This is a genomic window from Paenibacillus sp. sgz302190 (genome assembly GCF_059820445.1).
Genome location: NZ_JBZYAO010000065.1, coordinates 1 through 21,355 on the forward strand (window position 1 = coordinate 1; position 21,355 = coordinate 21,355).

10 protein-coding genes, 9 tRNA genes and 1 riboswitch are annotated in these 21,355 nt (G+C 53.3%); of the genes, 1 reads left to right on the forward strand and 18 read right to left on the reverse strand.

From position 1 onward, the window contains the following. Both AC6RNO_RS35415 and AC6RNO_RS35420 read right to left on the reverse strand, forming a co-directional pair. Positions 1 to 8,516 (reverse strand): amino acid adenylation domain-containing protein (locus AC6RNO_RS35415; protein ID WP_497108303.1); only part of this gene is annotated, 8,516 nt, incomplete at its 3' end. A gap of 110 nt (positions 8,517 to 8,626) precedes the next feature. Then, positions 8,627 to 8,734: riboswitch (cyclic di-GMP riboswitch) on the reverse strand. Between the two features lie 394 nt (positions 8,735 to 9,128). Then, a complete protein-coding gene (locus AC6RNO_RS35420; RefSeq protein ID WP_474679869.1) occupies positions 9,129 to 9,506 on the reverse strand; it encodes a hypothetical protein in 378 nt (125 codons plus the stop codon). A 464-nt stretch (positions 9,507 to 9,970) separates the two neighbouring features. Here AC6RNO_RS35420 and AC6RNO_RS35425 point away from each other — a divergent pair, with 464 nt between their 5' ends. Continuing rightward, positions 9,971 to 10,774, forward strand: coding sequence for an alpha/beta fold hydrolase (locus AC6RNO_RS35425; RefSeq protein WP_497108307.1), 804 nt, complete (start codon positions 9,971 to 9,973; stop codon positions 10,772 to 10,774). Here the strand turns inward: AC6RNO_RS35425 and AC6RNO_RS35430 are convergent. The 16 genes from AC6RNO_RS35430 to AC6RNO_RS35505 form a co-directional block, all read right to left on the reverse strand. Beyond that, positions 10,764 to 11,978, reverse strand: coding sequence for an ROK family protein (locus AC6RNO_RS35430; protein WP_497108304.1), 1,215 nt, complete (start codon positions 11,976 to 11,978; stop codon positions 10,764 to 10,766). The genes AC6RNO_RS35425 and AC6RNO_RS35430 overlap by 11 nt on opposite strands. Positions 11,979 to 12,058: 80 nt before the next feature. Beyond that, a complete protein-coding gene (locus AC6RNO_RS35435) occupies positions 12,059 to 12,766 on the reverse strand; it encodes a methyltransferase domain-containing protein (protein ID WP_497108305.1) in 708 nt (235 codons plus the stop codon). Between the two features lie 209 nt (positions 12,767 to 12,975). Then, complete coding sequence (locus AC6RNO_RS35440; RefSeq protein ID WP_474679866.1) at positions 12,976 to 14,517, reverse strand: ABC transporter substrate-binding protein; 1,542 nt, start codon at positions 14,515 to 14,517, stop codon at positions 12,976 to 12,978. A 144-nt stretch (positions 14,518 to 14,661) separates the two neighbouring features. Continuing rightward, positions 14,662 to 15,606 (reverse strand): carbohydrate ABC transporter permease, encoded by a 945-nt coding sequence (locus tag AC6RNO_RS35445; protein WP_488438673.1) that lies wholly within the window; start codon positions 15,604 to 15,606, stop codon positions 14,662 to 14,664. A gap of 14 nt (positions 15,607 to 15,620) precedes the next feature. Then, a complete protein-coding gene (locus tag AC6RNO_RS35450; RefSeq protein ID WP_474680242.1) occupies positions 15,621 to 16,565 on the reverse strand; it encodes an ABC transporter permease in 945 nt (314 codons plus the stop codon). Between the two features lie 165 nt (positions 16,566 to 16,730). After that, on the reverse strand, positions 16,731 to 18,341 hold the full coding sequence (locus AC6RNO_RS35455; RefSeq protein ID WP_497108306.1) for a response regulator: 1,611 nt from the start codon (positions 18,339 to 18,341) through the stop codon (positions 16,731 to 16,733). Positions 18,342 to 18,357: 16 nt separating this feature from the next. Next, positions 18,358 to 20,103, reverse strand: coding sequence for a histidine kinase (locus AC6RNO_RS35460; protein ID WP_497108308.1), 1,746 nt, complete (start codon positions 20,101 to 20,103; stop codon positions 18,358 to 18,360). A 357-nt stretch (positions 20,104 to 20,460) separates the two neighbouring features. After that, positions 20,461 to 20,539: transfer RNA gene (locus tag AC6RNO_RS35465), tRNA-Leu, on the reverse strand. Between the two features lie 25 nt (positions 20,540 to 20,564). Continuing rightward, positions 20,565 to 20,653 (reverse strand) — tRNA-Leu (locus AC6RNO_RS35470). Positions 20,654 to 20,660: 7 nt separating this feature from the next. Beyond that, positions 20,661 to 20,734 (reverse strand) — tRNA-Cys (locus tag AC6RNO_RS35475). A 9-nt stretch (positions 20,735 to 20,743) separates the two neighbouring features. Beyond that, positions 20,744 to 20,818, reverse strand: a tRNA-Gly gene (locus tag AC6RNO_RS35480). A gap of 8 nt (positions 20,819 to 20,826) precedes the next feature. Further along, a tRNA-Gln gene (locus AC6RNO_RS35485) sits at positions 20,827 to 20,898 on the reverse strand. A 22-nt stretch (positions 20,899 to 20,920) separates the two neighbouring features. Further along, positions 20,921 to 20,996: transfer RNA gene (locus AC6RNO_RS35490), tRNA-His, on the reverse strand. 13 nt (positions 20,997 to 21,009) lie between these two features. Then, positions 21,010 to 21,083: transfer RNA gene (locus AC6RNO_RS35495), tRNA-Trp, on the reverse strand. 11 nt (positions 21,084 to 21,094) lie between these two features. Then, a tRNA-Tyr gene (locus AC6RNO_RS35500) sits at positions 21,095 to 21,176 on the reverse strand. Positions 21,177 to 21,214: 38 nt separating this feature from the next. Then, positions 21,215 to 21,290 (reverse strand) — tRNA-Thr (locus AC6RNO_RS35505). Between the last annotated feature and the right edge of the window lie 65 nt (positions 21,291 to 21,355).

A 21,355-nucleotide genomic window follows, 5' to 3' on the forward strand; every position in this document is an offset into this window, starting at 1 on the left:
TTGACCAGCTTGTAGCGGCGCTCCACCGTCCGCTTCAGCTTGTCTCCTCCGGTCAGCAGCACGCGCAGCGAGCGGTTGTCGAGCTCCATGTACTGCTCGCACAGCTGCGTCGGCAGGAACGCGATCGTGATCCCGTGCTGCTCGAAGTACTCGTTCAGCCGCACGATGTCCAGCCGGATCGCTTCGTCGATCACATGGATGTTCGCCCCGGCTATCCAGTACGGGAACAGCTCCCACACGGAAGCGTCAAACCCGAACCCGGCGTATTTGGCGCTGCGGTCCTCGGCAGTAACTTCGAAAGCCCTGTTGTGCCAGCAGCACAGGTTGACCAAAGAATCATGCTCGACCATAACGCCTTTCGGCTGGCCGGTCGTGCCCGACGTATAAATCATGTAGGCCAGATGATGCGCTCCTGCCGCCGTGAGCGGATTGAGTTCGTCGGACAGACCGACTTCTCCGGCCAGCATGGACGCTGCTCCCTCGCCGTCCAGCCGCAGCACCTCGCCGCCGTATTCCGCCGGCACGGGCAAGCCGCTTTGCGTCAGCAGCACCGGCGCGCCGCTATCGGCGAGCACATAAGCGATGCGCTGCTCGGGATAATCCGGATCGATCGGCACGTACGCCGCTCCGGCTTTGAGGATGCCGAGCACGCCCGCGGCCATCTCCAGCGACGGCTTGACCATGATGCCGACCCTGCTTTCCGCGCCGATGCCTTTGGCGATCAGCAGGCGGGCCAGCCGGTTCGCCCGCGCATTCAGCTCCCGGTACGTCCACGACCGCCCGCGATAAGTTACCGCCGGACGGTCCGGCGTCCGCAGCGCCTGTTCCTCGAACAGCCGATGGATCGTCGCGTCCTCCGGCACGTCCAACGGGCTGTCGTTATACTCGTCCAAAATCCGCCGAACCTCCGCTTCCGTCAGCAGACGGAATTCGGAGAGCCGCGAATCCGGCCGATCGGCAATTTGGCGCAGCAGCGTGTGGAACAGACCGCTCCAGCGCCGGATCGTTTCCGGTTTAAACAAAGAAGTGTTGTATTCCATTTCGAAGCGGACCGTATCCTCATCCTCAGCGGCGGTCAGCGATAGATCAAACTTCGCGGTCTTATGCTCGAACGGATAGGCCGCCAACTGCACGCCTTCCATCTCCAACTGCCGCAAGTCGGCGTTTTGCATGGCGAACACGGCGTCAAACAGCGGATTGCGGCTCAGGTCCCGCTCTTTTTGCACCTTTGCGGCCAGTTCTTCAAACGGATAATCCTGGCTTTCATAGGCGCCAAGCAGCGTTTGCTTCACTTCGTCCAAGTAGGCTGTAAACGTCTTATTCCCCTGTGGGAAGGAACGTACCGCCAGCGTATTGACGAACATCCCCATGATCCGCGCCAAATCGGCATGCGGCCTGCCGGCAATCGGCGAGCCCACCACGATGTCGTCCTGGCCGCTCAGCTTGGCCAGCCAACTGCCGAACGACGCCAGCAGCACCATGTAGAGCGTAGTTCCCGTATCCTGCGCCAGCTTGCGCAGCGCCCCGGTCAGCGCGGCATCCGCGGTAAAGCTCAGGCGGTCGCCCGCAAAGCTTTGCACCGCCGGACGCGGATAATCCACGGGAAGCTCCAGCACCGGAACCTCTCCGGCGAACTGCTCCAGCCAATAAGCCTCCTGCCTGCGGTACGGCTCCGTCATCCGGAACGACTGCTGCCATATGGCATAATCCTTATATTGAATCCGCAGCGGGGCAAGCGCTTTCCCCGCGTATAGCGAGGTTATTTCCTCGATCAGCACGCTGACCGATGCTCCGTCGGAGATAATATGATGCATATCGGCCAGCCATAGGTGCTCGTCGTCAGCGAGCTTGATCAACGCGGTGCGGAACAGCGGCGCTTGCTCCAGATCAAACGGAGCTATAAACCGCTCGACGATCCGCGCTGCTTCCTGCTCCTCCGCCTCGATGTGCTCCAGCGTAATTTGAGCATCGCCGCTAATCCGCTGCAGCAGTTCTCCGTCCTCCATGGCAAAAGACGTGCGCAGCGCTTCATGCCGGTTCACCAGCTCACGGAGCGCGGCCTCGAACCGATCGAGCCGCAGCTTGCCCTTGAGCCGTAAAACGGAAGGCATGTTGTAGCTTTTCTTCGCACCCTCCAGCTGCTGCAATACATACAGCCGTTTTTGCGCCGAAGATACCGGGTAAGCCGCCTGTTTCTCCACCGCGGGAATGACCTCGTATTCCCGCTGCTCGGCCCGGGCAATCACCTGGGCCAGCGCCGCGATCGTCGGGAATTGGAACAACTCTTTAAGCGCCAGCTCCACCTGCAATTCGCGGTGAATCCGGGCAAGCAGCGCCATCGCTTTCAGTGAATGGCCGCCGCGCTCAAAGAAGTTATCGTTCACCCCAACCTGCCGAACGTCCAGCGTTTCCTGCCAAATCTCCGCCAGCTTGGCTTCCGTTTCATTGCCCGGCGCCGCATACTCCGCGCAGCGGGAGGCCGCTTGGAGATCCGGCAGCGGCAGTACCCTGCGGTCCACCTTCCCGTTGCCGGTCAGCGGCAGCGCGGGCATCTGCACGAATGCGGCCGGCACCATGTAAGCCGGCAGTTCCCCTGCGGCATGCTCGCGCAGCTCGCCGTCCGAAAGCGGCCGATCGGCGACGAAATAGGCGCATAGCGTCTTTTCGCCCGCGGCGGTTTCCAAAGCGAGCACCACGGCTTCCCGGACCGCCTCGTGAGCGACCAACCGATGCTCGATTTCCCCGAGCTCGATCCGCTGGCCGCGGATTTTAACCTGGTGGTCGATCCGGCCGATAAATTCGATGCTGCCGTCCGGCAGCCAGCGGGCCAGGTCCCCTGTCCGGTAAATTTTTCCTCCCCCAGCCAGCGGGTGAGCGATAAATTTCTCCGCAGTCAGCTCGGGACGGTTCAAATAACCGCGAACCAGCCCTTCTCCGCCTATACACAGCTCCCCGGCCGCACCGACCGGCTGCGGCTGCAGATTCGCGTCCAAAATATAAACCGAAGTGTTGCTGACCGGTCTGCCGATCGGAATCGCCGCGGCATCCTCAGCCACTTCATCCACCGGATAATAAGTGGCGAACACCGTGCTTTCCGACGGACCGTACATATGCAGGAGCTTGTCCCGGCCGGCGGCAAGCAAGGCTCTCCGCACATGATCCACCGAAGCGCGCTCCCCGCCGAACAGCACCTTGCGGATGCCGCTGAGGGAGTCCGGGCGGAAATCGACGAGCAGATTGAACAGCGCCGTCGTGATCATCAGCACGGAAACGCGTTCTTGCTCAATGACCTGCGGCAGCCTGGATATATCCATGACGATGTTCTTGGGGATAACTACCAGCTTGGCTCCGTTCAGCAGCGCCCCGAATACGTCAAACATAAAGGCGTCAAACACATAATTGGAAAGGGCCAGCACAACGTCCTCGCCGGTGACCTGCATGTAGTTGGCGTTTTTTACCGTGCGCAAAATGTTGGCGTGCGTGACCATGTTGCCTTTTGGGTTCCCCGTCGTGCCTGACGTGTAGGTAAGGTTCGCCAGATCCCCCGGCTCTATCGCGAACTCCGGCTCCGGATTGGAAGCATCCCCCTGATAAAGCGATTCGTCATCGGCAAACAGATACGCGCCCTCATATCCGGCCTGCTCGGCCAGATGCGCCAGCGGCCGCTGCGTGAGCAGCAAGGAGGCGCCGCTGTCCGCCAAAAAGTGCCCGATCCGCTGCGCGGGATGCTCCGGGTCGATCGGCACGTAGGCTGCTCCGGCCTTCACAATCGCCAATATCCCCGCGATCATTTCCACCGACCGGTCCACGAGCACGGCAACGACCGCCCCGCGAACAACCCCTTGGGCGCGCAAAGCCCCGGCCAACTGATTCACCCGCTCGTTCAGCCCGGCGTAAGTAAGCAGCATCCCTTCAAAAGCGAGCGCCGGACGGTCCGGCGTCAACGCCGCCTGCTCTTCAAACACCTGCACGATCGTCTTCTCGCGCGGATATTCCGTCACTCCCGGATTGAAGCCGGTCAAGATCCGCTGTTTTTCCTCGTCGGCAAGCCATTCGTACCGTCCGTACTCCAGTCCCGGATCGGCGGCGATGCCCTCAAGGAGGTTTATGTAATGGCCGAGCATACGCCGGATCGTCTCTTCCCGAAACAGCCGGGTGCTGTAGTCCATGTCGAGCACAAGGCCGTCCTGTTCTTCCTTGACCTGCAGCGTCAGATCAAATTTGGCCACCCGGAAATTCGTTTCCCGGACCGACAGCTTCATGCCGCCGATTTCCGGAATTTCCGCAAAAGCATTTTGCAAAATAAACATCGTGTCAAACAGCGGATTCCGGCTTAAATCCCGTGGCAGATTCAGCTTTTCCACCAGCCGTTCAAACGGATAGCTCTGATGCTCAAAAGCGTTAAGCACCGAAAGGCGCACATGCTGCAGCAGATCGGCAAAGGTATGGCTCCGCTCCGGTTTAACCCGGATCGCCAGCGTATTGACGAACATGCCGACGATACCTTCCGTATCGGCATGGTTCCGGCCGGCGGTTGGCGTGCCGACGATCATATCCTCCTGCCCCGTATATCTGGACAGCAGCGCGCAATAGGCCGCAAGCAGCACCATGTACAGCGTGGCTCCGCTCTTTTCGGCCAGCCGGTTCAGCTTGTCCTTTACATCGTTGTTCACGATGAACGACACCCGGTCGCCTTCAAAGCTTTGCACCGCAGGGCGCGGACGGTCGGTCAACAGCTGCAGGACCGGCAGCTCTCCGCTCAGCGTCTGCAGCCAGTATTTCTCCCCTTCCGGGGCGCTTTGGGCAAACCGCTCGTTCTGCCACACCGCGTAATCCTTGTACTGCAGCCGCAGCTCAGGCAGGTCGTCCCCGCCATACAACCCGGCCAGCTCATGCAAAATCAGTCCGATGGAAACGCCGTCGGAAATCAAATGGTGCATATCAAACAGCAGCATATGCTTGCTCTCGTTAACCCGGACAAGCCCGATCCGCAGGAGCGGCGCTTGTCCGAGATCGAACGGGCGGACAAATGCGGCCATCAAGGCATCGACCGATGGTTCGGAAGCTTCGGCTAGCGTAATTTCAAAAGGCGCGTCGTCATGCACCTTTTGCAGCGGAATGCCGTCGACGGTATGGAAAGAGGTGCGCAGCGCCTCATGCCGCCCGATCAGCTCGCGGAAGGCCTGCTCGAGCCGCAGGACGTCCAGCGAACCTTCGATCGTCGCGGTTGCCGGCATATTGTAGCCGATCCCCGCTCCCTCCAGCCGGCTAACGATAAATACGCGCTGCTGGGCAAAGGACAAAGGATACATCTCCCTTGGCGCAGCCGGTTCAATCCCCCGGTATCCCTTGCGGCCCGCCTCGGAAACATACCGCGCAACGGCGTGTACGGTCGGCGTCTCAAACAATACCTGCAGCGGCAGCTCCACGCCCAATTGCTTATGTATGCGGGACAATAGCGTCATCGCTTTCAGCGAGTGCCCGCCAAGCTCGAAGAAATTGTCGTAAATCCCGACGCGGGCGATGCCGAGAACCTCCTGCCAAAGATCGGCCAGCTGCTGCTCCCGGCCGGTTCCCGGAGCGACATATTCCGCGCCGCCGGCTGCTGCCGCCTCATGCTGCAGCAGGGCTCTCCGGTCGATCTTGCCGCTTGAGGCGAGCGGAATTTCGTCCAGCTCTACATAATAAGCCGGAAGCATATAATCCGGCAGTTCGACCGCCAGATGTTTGCGCAGTTCGGAGAAAGCGGCCGGCCGCTCCCGGTTTTTCCAGACCAGATAGGCGCAAAGCTCCGCTCCGCCCTGCGCTTCCGGACGAGCCAGCACCACCGCTTTGCCGACTTCCGGATGCTTGTGGAGCACGGCTTCGATTTCGCCAAGCTCGATCCGGTACCCGCGGATTTTGACCTGATCGTCGATCCGACCGGCATATGCTGCGTTCCCGTCCGGCAGCCACTTGGCGATATCCCCCGTACGGTACATCATTTCACCCGGGACAAACGGATCGGGAGCGAATTTGGCGGACGAAAGTTCCGGCAAATTCAAATACCCCCGGCCTGTTCCGTCTCCGGCAATGTACAATTCGCCCTCCACCCCCGGCGGTTGCAGCCGCCCATAGGCATCCAGGATGTAAAAGCGGTTGTTGCCAAGCGGTTTGCCGATTGGCAGATAAACGCTCCCTTGAGTCAAATGGAAGGCAGCTTGCGTAATGTCATAGGCGGAAGCATCGACACAGCATTCTGTCGGCCCATACACGTTAGTGATTGCAGGGGACAGGTCCTCTGAGGCAAACAAATCAAATATGTTGCCGACAGTTTCGCGAGGCAGCGCCTCTCCTCCGATCAGTATATGGCGCAGACTTAATCCGCGGGACTCATCCGCTGCCGCAGCCAACATTTTCAAATGAGCCGGCGTACCGTCGGTCACTTCGATCGCGTGGTCGCGATAATACCCGGCTAAAGTCCGCCCCTCCGTCACCTTTGCTCGGGGAACAATATACAGCGTATGTCCCAGCAGCAGCGCAGCATAAATTTGCTGAACCGATGCGTCGAAATGAAAAGGAGCGAGCAGCGCCACATGGAGGCCTGGCTCATACGCCTCATATACTTGTCTTTGCAATCCCTCGATCAAATGGCAGACTTGCCGATGCTCGATCATGACGCCTTTCGGCTTGCCGGTCGTCCCCGAGGTATACATGATATACGCCAAATTTCCGGAGCCGGCACTCGGCGGCAAATTCCCGCCGCTGTTCATCCCGGACGTCTCCACGTCTTCAAAGACGATTTGTTCCGATACCGGCAAATCGTATCGGCCGGCCAGCTCCGCTTCCGTCACGGCGATGTTCGCGCCCGAATCCGCGATCATGAACCGGATTCTTTCCTCCGGAAATCCGGGGTCGATCGGCACATAAGCTCCGCCGGCTTTCAGGATGCCGAGCATAGCGATGATCGCCCGTTCGGACCGGTTCAGCAAAATCGCGACCGGCGCGTCCGGCACAACTCCTTTTTCACGCAAAAGACGACCCAGGCGATTAGCACGTTCGTTTAATTCCCGGTAGGACATTTGTTCGCCTTCAAAGAATACGGCAGTCTGCTCGGGATTCCGTGCGGCTTGCCGCTCAAACCAGCCATGCAGCGTCATTTCCCGGTCATATCCCAGACGCGGGCTCCTTCCCTGCTGCAGCAGCCATTCCTGCTCGGCCTGCGGCAGCCATGCCAGCTCCCGGATCGCCTTCTCGGGAAAGGTCAGCGCATGGTCCAGCAATGTCAATAGCCGGCGGTACAAAGCTTCTATTTCTTCCGGTTCGAATATTTCCGAACGATAATCCATATCGATCATGAGCATGCCCGTATCCGGCCGGTCCTTGACATGGATCGAAATATCGTTCACTTCATGCCCGCTGAACAGGGGCTCGATCATGTAAGAGAGACCTTCCTTTTCCGTCCATAACATGACCTGATATTCGAGCGATATCCCGAACAGCCGGTTCAATTGTCCATGCTTGACGCGCAAATCACTGATCAACTGGTTATAAGGATATTTCTGATGCCGGATGACCGCCAATTGATCCTTCATGATCCGTTTGGCAAAGCTGAGGAAATCCGCGTTCTCATCAACGTGAGCTCTTACCGGAATGGTGGAAACGAACATCCCGAACATCTGTTTTTCCTTTGCGTTCGTACGGTTGCCCATAAACGTTCCCAGAATCGTCTCGGTTTGCCCCGTCGCTCTCGACATATAAATATGGAGAGTGCTTAAAAACAGCGAGAGAACGCTGATCCCATGCTCCTGGCAAAACATTCCGATTTTTTCATGTAAAAAAGCGGGCACTTCTTCCGTCAATCGAATCGCATCCGTCTCGACCAAATAGGAATCCCCTCGTTTGAGAGACACGGTCTCCGGAATGGAATCGAACTGGGCATTCCAAAATTTATGGTCCTTTTGAAACCGTTCGGACTTCTCATATTCCGCTTCGCTCAAAATATATTCCACATAAGAGGGCTGGCTCGTTTGCAGGGCGTCGGTTCCTTTGACCAGCTCCAAATAGCGATCGATGAGCTGATTCCCCAGCAGCACCATGGAAATCCCGTCGGAAACGATATGATGCACTGCCGCGAAAAGCCAGATCTCCGCAGGGCCGATCTTGAAGACGATAAACCGGAATAACTCGCTATCGTAGAGCGCCATCGGCCGGCAGGCCTCCGTTTGCGCCCGTTCCGTCACGGCATCGATATCTCCCGTTTGACGAACTTCCACCCACTCGATATCAAAATCCTCGCAATCGGCAACGTACTGCCGCGGTTCGCCCGCCTCATCAAGCGCAAGCTTAAAGCGCAGCGCTTCATTGCTGTGGACCACATGACGAATGGCCCGGTTCAACATCCGGTCGTCGATCCCCGCTGCGGATTTTAATTTAACGATACCGCTCAAATTTGAAACGCTGGTTTCGGGATAAAACTGCTCGGTATACCAAATCCGTTTTTGAGCATGCGTTAATGGTAAAAAGTGCTTTTGCATAATTACTCCCCCCATCATGCGAAATAATCTCTTGGTCTTGGAAACTTTGATAAATTTTAACACCCCAAAGCGAAAAAGGCCCACCCCGAATAAAAGGGGAGCCCCTGTTACCCGGCAACCTGTCGACCATAGCATCTCATCTCTTGTGAAAAAGTAATGCGATGCCTTAGGCCATGGCTTTGCGTCCCTACGTTTCCATAGGTTTGCCTTTGTCGAATATTTGTAGAATTTGTATTTATATAGATATATTTACTTTACATATAATAAAACACTAGGAAAGATATACTAGTTACGGTATTTTAATAAATAATTTTATTGGAGGTTACTAGTAAAATTTACCTTATTTTTTTAGGACGCCCCTAACACGAAAGGCCCGGCTTTATCCGCGCCGGTTCATATAAATTACAAGTAACCGCTTCCAATACATGAATCGACAGCGTTTTTTTCGTTTTTTCGACATCGTTCCAGACCATCTTGCAACAAAAAAATGAGAAAAGCCTCCGCCGGAACCGTCTCGTCTTGAGCGGCCCCGTCCGGAGGCTGTATGTGCTTTTGCAGTTTAAGTAGGGCGGGCGGCTGTAGTCCGCCTATCCAGGACAGCAGGCTTAAACTTTAACCGCCTGTCCGTATTTTTCGGTATGTATCGATAAAAGAGAGCACGTCGACCCGCTTCCCTCTCTTTTTTGCCAATCTCGCCATCGTTACTAGCGTTTTCCAGAACTCGTCAAGCACTGGGGACTCCAGATCGGAGCTTTGCGGCGACGGGCTTACCTGATTTTTGTACAAGCTGCCTTCGTCGGAGATAAGGTACTGAATTTGTCGTTTTTTCCATTGTTCTCCGGTTACATAACTAATCCCGATTTCCCTCATTTTTTTACGGACTGATGTCACGGGGCGGGATAGTTCTTTGGCAATAACAACGGGGGGACACTCGCTGGAAAGTCGAATAAGTTTGTCCAATTCTTGCGTAGACCACGGTTTTTTTGTCATTCGATTCAACTCCAATTCTTCATACTGTATCCTTCGTTGCCTTAAAATGGTTAATGGATTCGCGATGATTTGAGGATATCAAGCAATTGTTAGGGAAGTATGAGTTAACCATAATATTTTGGTATATTACATAACTTTTTCGATATCGTTCGCTATTTTTCTACTTCCCTGGAACTAAAATCGTCCTGATTCGGACACGTTATATAGAAGTAATTTCCAGCAACTCGGGCATATTACGGCCCTTGAAGCCCCATACTAGTCTTATTCGACTATGAGGTTTTCTACCGCGCTGCGTGTTATTGCCGATCAGAATGCCGTTCTACGCCCGCGAATATGAAAAAAGCCCTTGGCGAGCGCTCAAAAAGCGGCTTCGGCAGGGCGGAGATGGAAAACCGGGATCAATTCGTGTACGATGAAAAGGAAACAACTTCAAGACATAACCGGAGGAGAGGGTATCCGTGAAAATGACGATTCATGAATCTCAATTGTTTGTTCAAGATCTGGGCCAAAGCCAGGGAGAAGGGCTCCCGGTCATCCTGCTGCACGGGTTTCCGCTGGACCACCGGATGTGGAGCCGTCAAGCGGATGCGCTTGCCGCCGCAGGTTATAGGGCCATCATCCCGGACCTCGCCGGCATGGGGCAGTCCGCTGTCCCGGCATCCAACATCGCGCTAAGCCGGTATGCCGACGATGTCCTCGCTCTGATGGACAAGCTGGGCATACAAAAAGCCGTCCTTGGCGGTTTCTCCATGGGCGGCTATGTAGTGTTCTCGCTGCTGCGCAAGGCGCCGGAGCGATTTGCGGCGGTTGTGCTGGCCAACACCCGTCCGGAAGCCGACCCTCAGGAGGGCCGCAAAAACCGGATGAACATGGCGGCCTCCCTCTACGAAAAAGGCGCCGCCGCTGCCAGGGACGCTATGCTGCCCAAGCTGCTTTCCGAGGAAAGCCGGCAAACGCAGCCTGAACTCGTCCGGGAACTGAGCGCCGTGATGGACGAGATGCAGCCGGAAGGGCTCGTCCACGCCAGCCTGGCTATGGCTTTCCGCGAGGATTCCGTGGATCTGCTCGCAGCGATCGATGTGCCGGCCCTTGTCATCGCAGGCGAGCACGATGCGATTACGACGCCGGAAGTGATGAAATCGATGGCTGAACGTATTCGCGGCGCAAGCTTTCATATTGTTCCGGGAGCGGCCCATCTGACGCCTATGGAAAGCCCGGAAGCTTTCAACTCGCTGCTGCTCGATTTCCTGAAGTCGGTTAAAGCTTGATCAACTGGTTCATCACCATAACGGCGGCACCGATAGCCAAAGCTTCTTCGCCGAGATTGCCTTTGCTGAAGACGACTTGATAAGCCGGATAATAGTAAGCTTTACGGATCGCGACCTGTGTGGCGATTTGGAAAAACAGCTCGCCTTCTGCCAGAAGAGGCCCCCCGAGGATCACCTTTTCGGGATGCAAAATGTTGAGCAGGTTGGCAAGCCCGATCCCAAAATAGGTCGCAGCTTCCGTCATGATCTCCACGACCAGGGGATCATTTTTTTTGAGCGCTTCGAGCACATGCCGGTATTGCAGCTGCTCCGGATCGCCGACCAGCTGCGAGAGGAGCGTTGCCCTCCCCTGCTTCAGCGCGGAACGGGCCGCTTTTTCAACGGCATACAGCGAAGCGTACGATTCAAGCGCGCCGTAGTTGCCTCCGGCATCGCGGTGCGATATGCCGTCGGTCTGAATGATCATCTGGCCGACTGATCCTTCCATATCCACGGCGCCGTAGATGATCTTCCCTTCCGAGACCATGGAGGAACGGAGGCCGATTCCGGCGTGGACATAAAGCAGATGCTTGAAGCTCTGCGAGCGGTTCACCCACGATTCGGCCAAAAGCGCCGTATTCGCGCCGTTGTCAAGCAAGACGGGCAAACTCAGCCGCGATCCGAGCATACGGCATATGGCTACGTTCTTCCAGCCGGGAGCCGGGAAGTACGAGGGCTCAAGAATGACGCCCGCGATCCGGTCCAGCGGGCCAACCGCCCCGATGCCCACCCCCAGCACGGCGGATTTGGCGATTCGATGCTGAGCCAGCATCCGGTCCGCCTCGTCCGCAATGAAGCCGGTCAACACATCGGGAGTCATCTCCGCCGACATCGCCCAACTGCACGAATCCAGCTTGTTCATAGCGAGATCGACGAGCACGAGCTTGGAAAGCGTCCTTGAAATTTCCAAGCCGAAGACGTAAGCATAGGCCGGATTCATTTCATATAAAATCGGCCTGCGGCCGCCGGTCGAGATGCCGAAGCCGGATTCGAGAATGAGGCCCTGGCTCGTCAATTCCTCCAACAGCCGCGTCAATGTGCTCACGGTCATGCCGCTTGCCTCCAATAAGTCCGTTTTGGATACGGTCCCTTGACGGCGGATCAACTCATATATTTCTTTTCCTTTGCGGTTCGGAATTCGTTCTGTAATGAATGGCAGATCCAATGCAAGCAGCCTCCAAGTGATAATATTTCTCAATATTTCGCCACAACCCGGGCAAATTCCTTCCTCCGCGCCTGCTTATTTCACTTGACTCCGATCAAAAGCGTATATCCCAAATAACGGTGATACAAACTCATAAGCTCATCGTACTTGGCGGTAAGCTTCCATATTTGCGGATCGAATAAAGATTGCTGATCCGACAAATGAACCGGGTCCGGGTGCTGCACCGTATCCTCCCACATCGTCAGCGGGAACGGCTGAATGCCCGAGTTCCTCACTTGCCCGAAGCCGCCCGCTTCCAGCAGCCGCCCCCATTCATCGGCATTGTGCAAAGCCTTCACGCCATAGAATTCGCAAATAGCTTGCTCGATTTCCGGTTTCATATTCTTAGTGCGAATTACTTCCCGATCGTACAAAGTTCCTCCCGGAACAAGCACTCTGCGATATTCCGGAATCGACGCATCCGCGCCGGCAAAGTTCGTCACCGATTCGACCATGACGACATCGAAGCTGTTGTCATCGAATGGAAGCCGGCAAGCGTCGCCTTCCAGAAACCGCACCTGCACGCCCTGTTTCTCCGCTCTGATTTTGGCCTTCGCAATCATTTCCGGGCGAATGTCCACAGCCGTTACCTCGCAGTCCTGCTCGGCCAGCAAACACGCTGTCCGGCCCGTACCGCAGCCGACTTCCAGCACTTTCTGCCCCTGCCCGATCGGATAGTTGCGAATCTGCTCGATCGTTTCTCCAAATCCTCCGGGATGCGCATTGCCAATCCCCAGTTTTGTCAGCATATCCAGGTAATTAATAGTCCCTGCACCTCCACATGGCGTTTTGACCTCATTTTTACCATATGGAGGGCCGCTGCCTCATGTTCGGGTGTTCCCGCCGATTCGCTAAAAAAGGGCAGCCGCCCAACCCGGACTTGTTCATCCGGGCGGGCGGCTGCCCCTGCGCTCGGTCAGGGTACAGCCCAACCGTTCGGCACAACTTTTTGCGTGTCTTATTTTTTGCCGCTTCTGAAAGCGTCGAATTGCTTTTGTTTTTCGGCGATAATTTTGTCGATGCCCGCCGCTTTCATTTTTTCCTGATATTTAGGAAGCGTTGCATCCAGATCAATGGAGCCCGTATCGAGTGCTGCATCGAATTCTTTTTGCACGTTTACGGCGGCGGCAATTTGCGTTTTCACAGGCTCGGAGTTGAACGTAAAGCCGAATCCGGGAGATTTTTTGCCGCTTTTGTTAAACTCTTTGAATTTTTCCCACTTTTGCGGATCTTCATTATCGAACAAGTAGTTCAGGAATTGGTTGCCGAACTCCCAAGCAACGCCCGGCGCGTAGTTTTTGGCGGCATCCGTCGCTTTGATGATGTTGTCGGAAACTTTCGTGTAATGAACGCCTTCGATACCGAAGTTGAGCAGGTTGTTGATTTGTTTGTCCGTATGCAGCATGTTAATGATCATCATAGCGCGAGCAGGGTCTTTGGACGTTACGGAAATACCCAGCATCGCTCCCATAGTATCTGTAATGGTGCGCGAAGTCATCTCAACTTGGCTCAGCTTGCCTACTAGATTGGTAGCATTTGCCATTTCACTGTCTTTACCCGGCTTTAACGATGAAGGTACCATGAATACGTTGCCGGATTTCATAGCATCCTGTCCCGACAATTGCGTTGTCGCAGCATCTTTGTTAATATACCCTTTTTGCATGTAGTCACGGGTTACTTTAATAATTTCCTTGTAGCGCGGCTCATCCCATTTTGGGATAATAGTCGTGCTGTCTCCGTCTTTCAGGATGACGCCGGGAACTGTGCTGTCGCCAAGGGCATCATACTGCGCTAAATAGTGACTGTTCAGGTTGTCGCCGTCTCTTAAAAACAGCGGAGTCATTTCCGGCTTCTTCTCTTTAACCGTTTTCAAAATCGGTTCCAAATCTTGAATCGTTTTCACTTTGCTCAAGTCGATGCCAAGCTCTTTGGCTACGTCAGAGCGGTACACGACGCCGCCGGATGCTGCCAGCTCTTTGTTCGTCGGCACGCCGTAGTTTTTGCCGTCGATTTTGGCCCCTTCTAGGAAGGCCGGATCCAACGTCTCGGTAATGCCTTTGCCGTATTGGTTGATCAAATCGTTCAGAGGCAGCAGCGCTCCTTTGCCGACGTTGACGGCATGTCCGTTCCATTGAGCGGTGAACAGGATGTCGAACTGCTCGTGGGATGCGATCATCAGGTTCACCTTGTTATCCCATTGCCCCCAATCGATCGGCATCAGTTTAATTGTAGCATTGATCTTCTCCTGCAAAATTTTGTTCATTGCCGCTTCCACTTTCGCTTGATCCGGCTGAGCGGTTCCCGGATAGACCAGCTTAACCTCATACGGCTTCAGATCGGAACCTGATGCCGCTTTCGTTTCGGCCGGCTTGTCGCTGGAAGTCGGTGCAGGCGAACTGCTGCCAGAGGAACCTTGATCCTTGGCACATCCAGCCAACACGAGGGACAACGAAAAAACCATCATGAGCAAAACTAGTGCGCTTTTACGAGCTGCTTTCATTCATGTGAGCCTCCCTTTTCTTCTTTGGATTTATGCTAATCCGGTTTGTTTATTCCCGGCTTAAGCCAACTTTAAATTCCATTTCGATCTTATATTTCCATCTATGAAGACAAGAATCTCCCTTATTTCTTCGCCTGCGGCTAATTACCCTTTTATCGCGCCTACGGTAAGCCCTTTTTTGAAGTATTTCTGGAAGAACGGATAAGCAAATACGATCGGGCCGATTCCGAGCACCGCCATGGCCATGCGCACTGTCTCCGTAGGCAGATTGAGCATGCCTCCCGCCTGGGCCAGCCCTTGGCTCGCCTGTACGTTGGATGACAGGAACTGAATATCCAGCATCGTTTTGTACATCAGGAATTGCAGGTTAATGTTCTTGCTGCCCGATATGAAGACGAGGCTTAAAAACCAGTCATTCCAGTAGTTGAGCACCTGAAACAGCGCCACGGACGCCAGCACCGGCAGCGAGAGCGGGATGATGATTTGGCTGAAAATGCGAATCTCTCCGGCCCCGTCGATTTTCGCCGCTTCTATGAGCGGAACGGGAATCGAATTGGCGAAAAACGTTCTCAGCAGCAGGACGAAAAAGGCCGATACGAGCAGAGGCAGCATAAGCGCCCAGATCGTATTTTTCAAATCCAGCATTTGCGTGTACACAAGGTACCAGGGAACAAGTCCGCCATTGAACAGCATGGTGAAGAACATAAAGAACGAGAAAAAGTTTTTATGCGGAAAATCGTTTCTGGATATCGGATACGCATACAAAGCCATCATAATGAGGCTTATGCCTGTCCCCACTGTAGCAAGAAAGACCGATATTCCGAAAGAACGCAAAATTTGATGCCAGTCTTTGAACATGAATTTGTAAGCTTCAATGCTCCATGCTTTCGGAATGAAGTTGTATCCGTGGATCAACACTTCCTTCTCATCGGAGAACGATACGATAATGACAAGAACAAGCGGCAGTATACAGGCTAACGTATATATCCATAGAAACAGGTTGACCAGGAAATTCGCCGTGTCGGACAATTCGTTGGGGCCGCGCTTTCTGGCCGTCCGCCCGCTCAGCTTGACAGTTGCTTGACTCATGACAGCCACTCCTTTTAGAATAGTGCGTTATCTTTGCTTACTTTTCTCACAAACAGGTTCGTAGCCAGTACGAGCACAAAGCCTACAACAGACTGGTACAGCCCGGCCGCCGAGGACATTCCGATGTCGCCCATCGTCAGGAAGGTCTGATACACATACGTATCGATAACCTGGGTTGTCGGGAACAGCGCGCCGGCATTTTTCGTAACCTGAAAGAAAAGTCCGAAATCCGCATAAAAAATTCTGCCTACCTGAAGGAGCGTCATCGTCACCATAACCGGCGTAATCAGCGGCAGCGTAATCTGGGTCACTTGTTTCCATTTGTTAGCGCCGTCGATGAGAGCGGCCTCATAGTACTCATTGTCAATTCCCAGTATAGCCGCCATGTAAATGACCGTGTAGTAGCCAATATTTTTCCACATATTCACAATCGGCAAAATAACGGTCCAGTATTTGGGAGCGGTATACCAATCAATCGGCTCTATGCCGAACTTCGGGAAAAGCACCGTGTTGACAAAACCGTGTTCGGCTCCAAGGAACGCGTAGACCAGATAGGCCACGCACACCATTGATAAGAAAAACGGCAAAAACATCGTGCTCTGGTGAAACTTGGACAAAAATTTGTTGCGCATCTCATTGAACATAATGGCAAAGGCAACCCCGACTACCAGGTTCAAGATGATGAACACCGCATTATAGCTGATAGTGTTGCGCGTAATGACCCAGGCGGCTTCGCTGGAAAACAAATACTTGAAATTGTCAAAGCCTGCCCAGGGGCTTCCCAAAATTCCTTTGGTGTAGTTGATGTTCTTGAATGCTATCGCTACGCCGAACATCGGGATGTAATTGTTAATGATCAGCAGAATAGCTGCTGGAGCCATCATTACATAAAAAATCCAAAACTTGCGAATCGTCCGCAAAAAAGAAGGCTTTGCCTGGACTTTGCTCGATGTTTTCATAGATGCGCTGCGTGTCGCTGCAATGTTGGCTGTTTCACTCACGGCTCCGGTTTCCCCTTTCCTTATCTTTATATACCCTTATTGTAGGATTTTCTGGAAAAGGCATCTATCTGTAATGTGACTCTTTGAGCACTAATGTGACTTCATCGCCGCTGCAGCGGGGCGCTATTCGCTCGTCCCGTGGAAGCTCTTGCGGTATTCCTGCGGAGACAGGCCGGTATATTTCTTGAACATTTTGGCGAAAAAAGAAAAATGCGAATAGCCGGTTTTCTCGGCTACGTAGCTGATTTTGTCGTTCGATTCGGCCAGCAGCTTTTTAGCCTGCTCCATCCTCATCTTGAGCGTATACTCAGAAATGGACAAGCCCGTCTCCTTCTTGAACAGCCGGGACAAATACGCCGGATTCAAAAACACGGACGCCGCGATTTCCTCCCGGCTCAGTTCCTCGTGCAAGTGCTCGTCGATATACTGACAGACCTTGCCGGTTACCGCGGATACGCCTTTAAGGCGGCTGTTCATATAGTCGCAGCCGATGGAAGCGATGCGCACGGCCCAGTTTCTGAGCTGATTGACCGATCTCGTGGCGCCGGTATAATCCTGCAATTCCTGCGACGGGATCATTTCGTGCACCGAAAGCCCCTTTTTATGAAGAACATGGTACATCAGATGCAAAAAGCCGTAATAAAAAGCTTCCACCGACTCGGAGCCGACCTCTCCAGCTTGCAAGCGGTCGATAGAATCCTGGATTCGCTGCACCAGCTCCGCCTTTTTACCTGCTTCCAGAAGCACGAACCAGTCCGTAAATGCCGGCGTTTGCTGCCTGCCGGCATGAGAATCGCCGGCATCCGCCGCCAGCAGCACGCAATTGCTCCTCATCACGTTGTTTCTTTCAAAGCTGAACAAGTCGTTTACCTTACGGGTCAACTCCATAATTTTGCCGGTGCCGCCTAAATAACAGGACAAGCTGCATTGAAAATACCGGTTGCACGCCTGAATGTAAGCCTCGCACTTTTCTTTTACCCTCTTCATGGCGGCCTCGCCGCTATCGGGATGATAGAGCAGAACCAGACTCGAGCCGTTGTCCTGGATGACGCAGCCCGGCTGATCCTCCACAATCAGCTCCGCGGCCGCCTTCCGGATGGCGTACTCCATAATTTCCTCGTCTCTGGCGTTCAGCTCCTCCTTCCAGTTCTCAACGCTGATCAGAATCGGAAGAACCGTGCTGTCCGCCTGCAGCGGCAGATCGTACATGTGAAAGCTGCGCATCAGCTTGTCCTCGTTCAGAGGCATTTTGCCGCTGATCAATTCCTGCCAAAACTTTTCCACCAGAACCGGCCGTTCACTCACCCAATGGCTGTAGTACGTTTTGTAAGTTTCATGAAACTCCGACTGCTCCTGATCCATTCTGATTTTCTCCAGAGCGTGCTTGACGATTTCCTTCAACCGGTCATGATCGACAGGCTTCAGCACATAATCGAAGCTGCCCAACCGAATAGCCTGCTGTGCATACTCAAAATTGGCATGCCCCGTCAAAAAAATCGTCTCCGTATGCGGGGAATGGGACCGTACCCAATTTTGCAAATCCAGCCCTGTCGCGCCGGGCATTTCAATGTCGGAAATCATCACATCGATTTTGGCCGCAGCCAGAATGCCGGTCGCTTCGCTTACATCGAGCGCTTCGTATACATGGGCGATCGGAAGATCCGACCAATCGATTCCTACGGAAATCCCTTTGACCGCTATTTTTTCGTCATCGACAACGAGCAAATTAAACATACGCGCTTTCGTCCCTTCACTTGATATTGGAAACGGCCGGGAGCCTGATCGCTACAACTGCGCCATGGTCGGCCCGATTGTGAAAACGGACATGCACCTGATCGCCAAAATTCATCCGCAGCCGATGCCGTACATTCCATACGCCCAAATGATCGTCCCCTGACTGTTCCAAATACTGCTCCGAATTTAAATTGTCCAGCATCTCGCTGCTGAAGCCGTCCCCGTTATCCATAATCGTCAATGTAAAAAAGTCGTCAGGCATTTCCGCATCAGGCGCTGCCGCAACCGTAATATGAAAGCCGCCGTATTTTTTAGTAAATCCGTGGATGACCGCATTCTCGACAAAAGGCTGCACAATGAGCGGCGGAATGCAGGTATCCGCATATTTGTCCGGCACCTGAATATCGAACGTCAAATGGTCCGGATATCTCATCACCTGAATTTCCAAATAATTGCGGATATGCTGAATTTCATCCCTCAAAGCGAGCGTTGTCCGGTTGGTCCGCATAATAAAGCGGAAATAATCGGCCAGATGCAGCGACATTTTTTGAACCGACTTCGTATCCTTGAGCGCCGCCAAATTGTAAATAATGTTCAAACTGTTCATATAAAAATGGGGATTGATCTGCACCTGCAAATGTTTGAATTCAGCCTGCTGAACTCTGATTTTTTCCTCGTACACGCTGATTTTCAAATTCTCGATTTGATCCACCATGTTGTTGAACGTTGCGATCAAAAAGGCAAATTCCGTCGAATTGCCTTCGTTTAAGCGGACTTTCAGCTCGCCTTGGCCGATTTTCCGCATTCCTCTTATCAACTGGGTCAGCGGCTTAAACAGAATGCGCTGCAAATACAGCAAATAAATCGCCAAAACAAATGCCCCGCCAAACGGCAAAAAATAAATGACAACCTGCAAATAAGGCAAATTTTTGAGCATATTTTTTTCGGCAATGATGAGTATGTAATCGAACTCCGCGTGCGTGGAAGCCTGTCTTACGATCAAAAACTGCTCTTTCTTTTCCTCATCCCGCACGACATGATAATCAGGTTTGGCAGGCAGTAATTGATCCTGGATTTGACTGAACGTATCCATCGCAAAAAAACGGCTGGAAAGCGGCGCTCCCTCTTTCGAAATCGCCATCGTACCGCCACCGCTCCCCGTGTCCCAATTGCTCAGCGGCTGTACCAGACTGTTCATTTGAATAAGGATACCGATCGTAAACCCGGCGCCAAGCTCCGAATTGCTCTTCACCAAGTACTTGGTGCCGTCCGCGGAAGACAGGATTGACCAGCTGCCGTTAACGTTCGTCTTGACCGCCTTGCTGTTATCGCTTTCAGCTAACAACTGCTTAACCGTTTGAACCCGGTCATAGTAGTACGAATTTTCCCGGGTTGCGACTAACAGATCGCCGGTCGATTTGGAATATACGAAAAAAGTATTAATCAAACTGTAAATATCGATTTGTTTCGTCAATTTATTGTACAGCCTCTGCTTGGCGAGCACATATTCATCCGCATGCTCATCGTATACGATCATATTGATCACGTCGGGGTCGCTATACAAATGGAGCAAAAAATTGTCAAACTCTTTCAACGTGTTGTCGGTATCAAGCACATACTGTTCCAACAGCTTGCCGTAATTTTGCGATATTTGATCGCGTACGACATTCATCGAATACACATTGTTGAAAATAAGAAAAATAACCAGCGGCGCCACCACAAGCACGAAGCCGACAAAAATTTTGAAACGCACAGAGTTCATTATTTTCAAATGCATCCCGCCTCGCTTGTTTTCCTGCTAACACTTTCGAGTTCCTTGCTGCATTCTCCTTTAACGAGCCTCGGTTACTTACAAGCGACTACTAATTATACGGGAATTGGAAACGGCGCTCTACCATTGAATCGAACGTACATAGCACTTTTATTACTTTATAGCGTCAACAAAAAGAAGACCCCTGAAATCCTGAGATTTCATGAGTCTTCTATGCAGCTCCTCTCCAGCATCTCGCCGCGGCAAATTCATTCCAGAGAGCTTTTGTTTTGGCATGCAAACAAGGATAATAAAAACAAAAAAATTCCTAAGGATACACTCCATTAGGAATTTCATTGTAAACATCGATACCGGCGAGAGGACTCGAACCTCCACGGTTTCCCACTCGATTTTGAGTCGAGCGCGTCTGCCATTCCGCCACGCCGGCAAATAAAAATGTTGCGAGTAAATCATGGTGCCGAAGACCAGACTTGAACTGGTACGGTAGTCACCTACCGCAGGATTTTAAGTCCTGTGCGTCTGCCGATTCCGCCACTCCGGCTTGAATGTGGAGGCGCCACCCAGACTCGAACTGGGGGTAAAGCTTTTGCAGAGCTCTGCCTTACCACTTGGCTATGGCGCCTTAGTGTAATGGAGCGGAAGACGGGATTCGAACCCGCGACCCTCGCCTTGGCAAGGCGATGCTCTACCCCTGAGCCACTTCCGCATATCGTACTGGGGATCTAGGATTCGAACCTAGGCATGACGGAGTCAAAGTCCGTTGCCTTACCGCTTGGCTAATCCCCAATATGTAGTTCGATGAAATAAATGGGGCGATCGATGGGACTTGAACCCACGAATGCTGGAGCCACAGACCAGTGCGTTAACCCCTTCGCCACGACCGCCATAGTTTAAAATTGGCAGGGGCAGCAGGAATCGAACCCACACCAAAGGTTTTGGAGACCTTTGTTCTACCTTTAAACTATGCCCCTAGATAAGAAAATGGAGGCTGATGGATTCGAACCACCGAACTCGAAGAGAACAGATTTACAGTCTGTCGTGTTTAGCCACTTCACTAAGCCTCCGCAAAACTAAACCTTAATCGGGATCACCGAAAAAGTAATGGTGCCGTCGAGAGGACTTGAACCCCCAACCTACTGATTACAAGTCAGTTGCTCTACCAATTGAGCTACAACGGCATATTAGGTTGTTCATGGTGGCTCGGGACGGAATCGAACCGCCGACACGAGGATTTTCAGTCCTC

Bases quoted from the DNA above. Each gene is read 5' to 3' on its own strand.
- AC6RNO_RS35440 (WP_474679866.1), bottom strand. From the start codon at position 14,517: ATGAAAGCAGCTCGTAAAAGCGCACTAGTTTTGCTCATGATGGTTTTT.
- AC6RNO_RS35445 (WP_488438673.1), bottom strand. From the start codon at position 15,606: ATGAGTCAAGCAACTGTCAAGCTGAGCGGGCGGACGGCCAGAAAGCGC.
- AC6RNO_RS35425 (WP_497108307.1), top strand. From the start codon at position 9,971: ATGACGATTCATGAATCTCAATTGTTTGTTCAAGATCTGGGCCAAAGC.
- AC6RNO_RS35420 (WP_474679869.1), bottom strand. From the start codon at position 9,506: ATGACAAAAAAACCGTGGTCTACGCAAGAATTGGACAAACTTATTCGA.
- AC6RNO_RS35455 (WP_497108306.1), bottom strand. From the start codon at position 18,341: ATGTTTAATTTGCTCGTTGTCGATGACGAAAAAATAGCGGTCAAAGGG.
- AC6RNO_RS35460 (WP_497108308.1), bottom strand. From the start codon at position 20,103: ATGAACTCTGTGCGTTTCAAAATTTTTGTCGGCTTCGTGCTTGTGGTG.
- AC6RNO_RS35450 (WP_474680242.1), bottom strand. From the start codon at position 16,565: ATGAAAACATCGAGCAAAGTCCAGGCAAAGCCTTCTTTTTTGCGGACG.
- AC6RNO_RS35435 (WP_497108305.1), bottom strand. From the start codon at position 12,766: ATGCTGACAAAACTGGGGATTGGCAATGCGCATCCCGGAGGATTTGGA.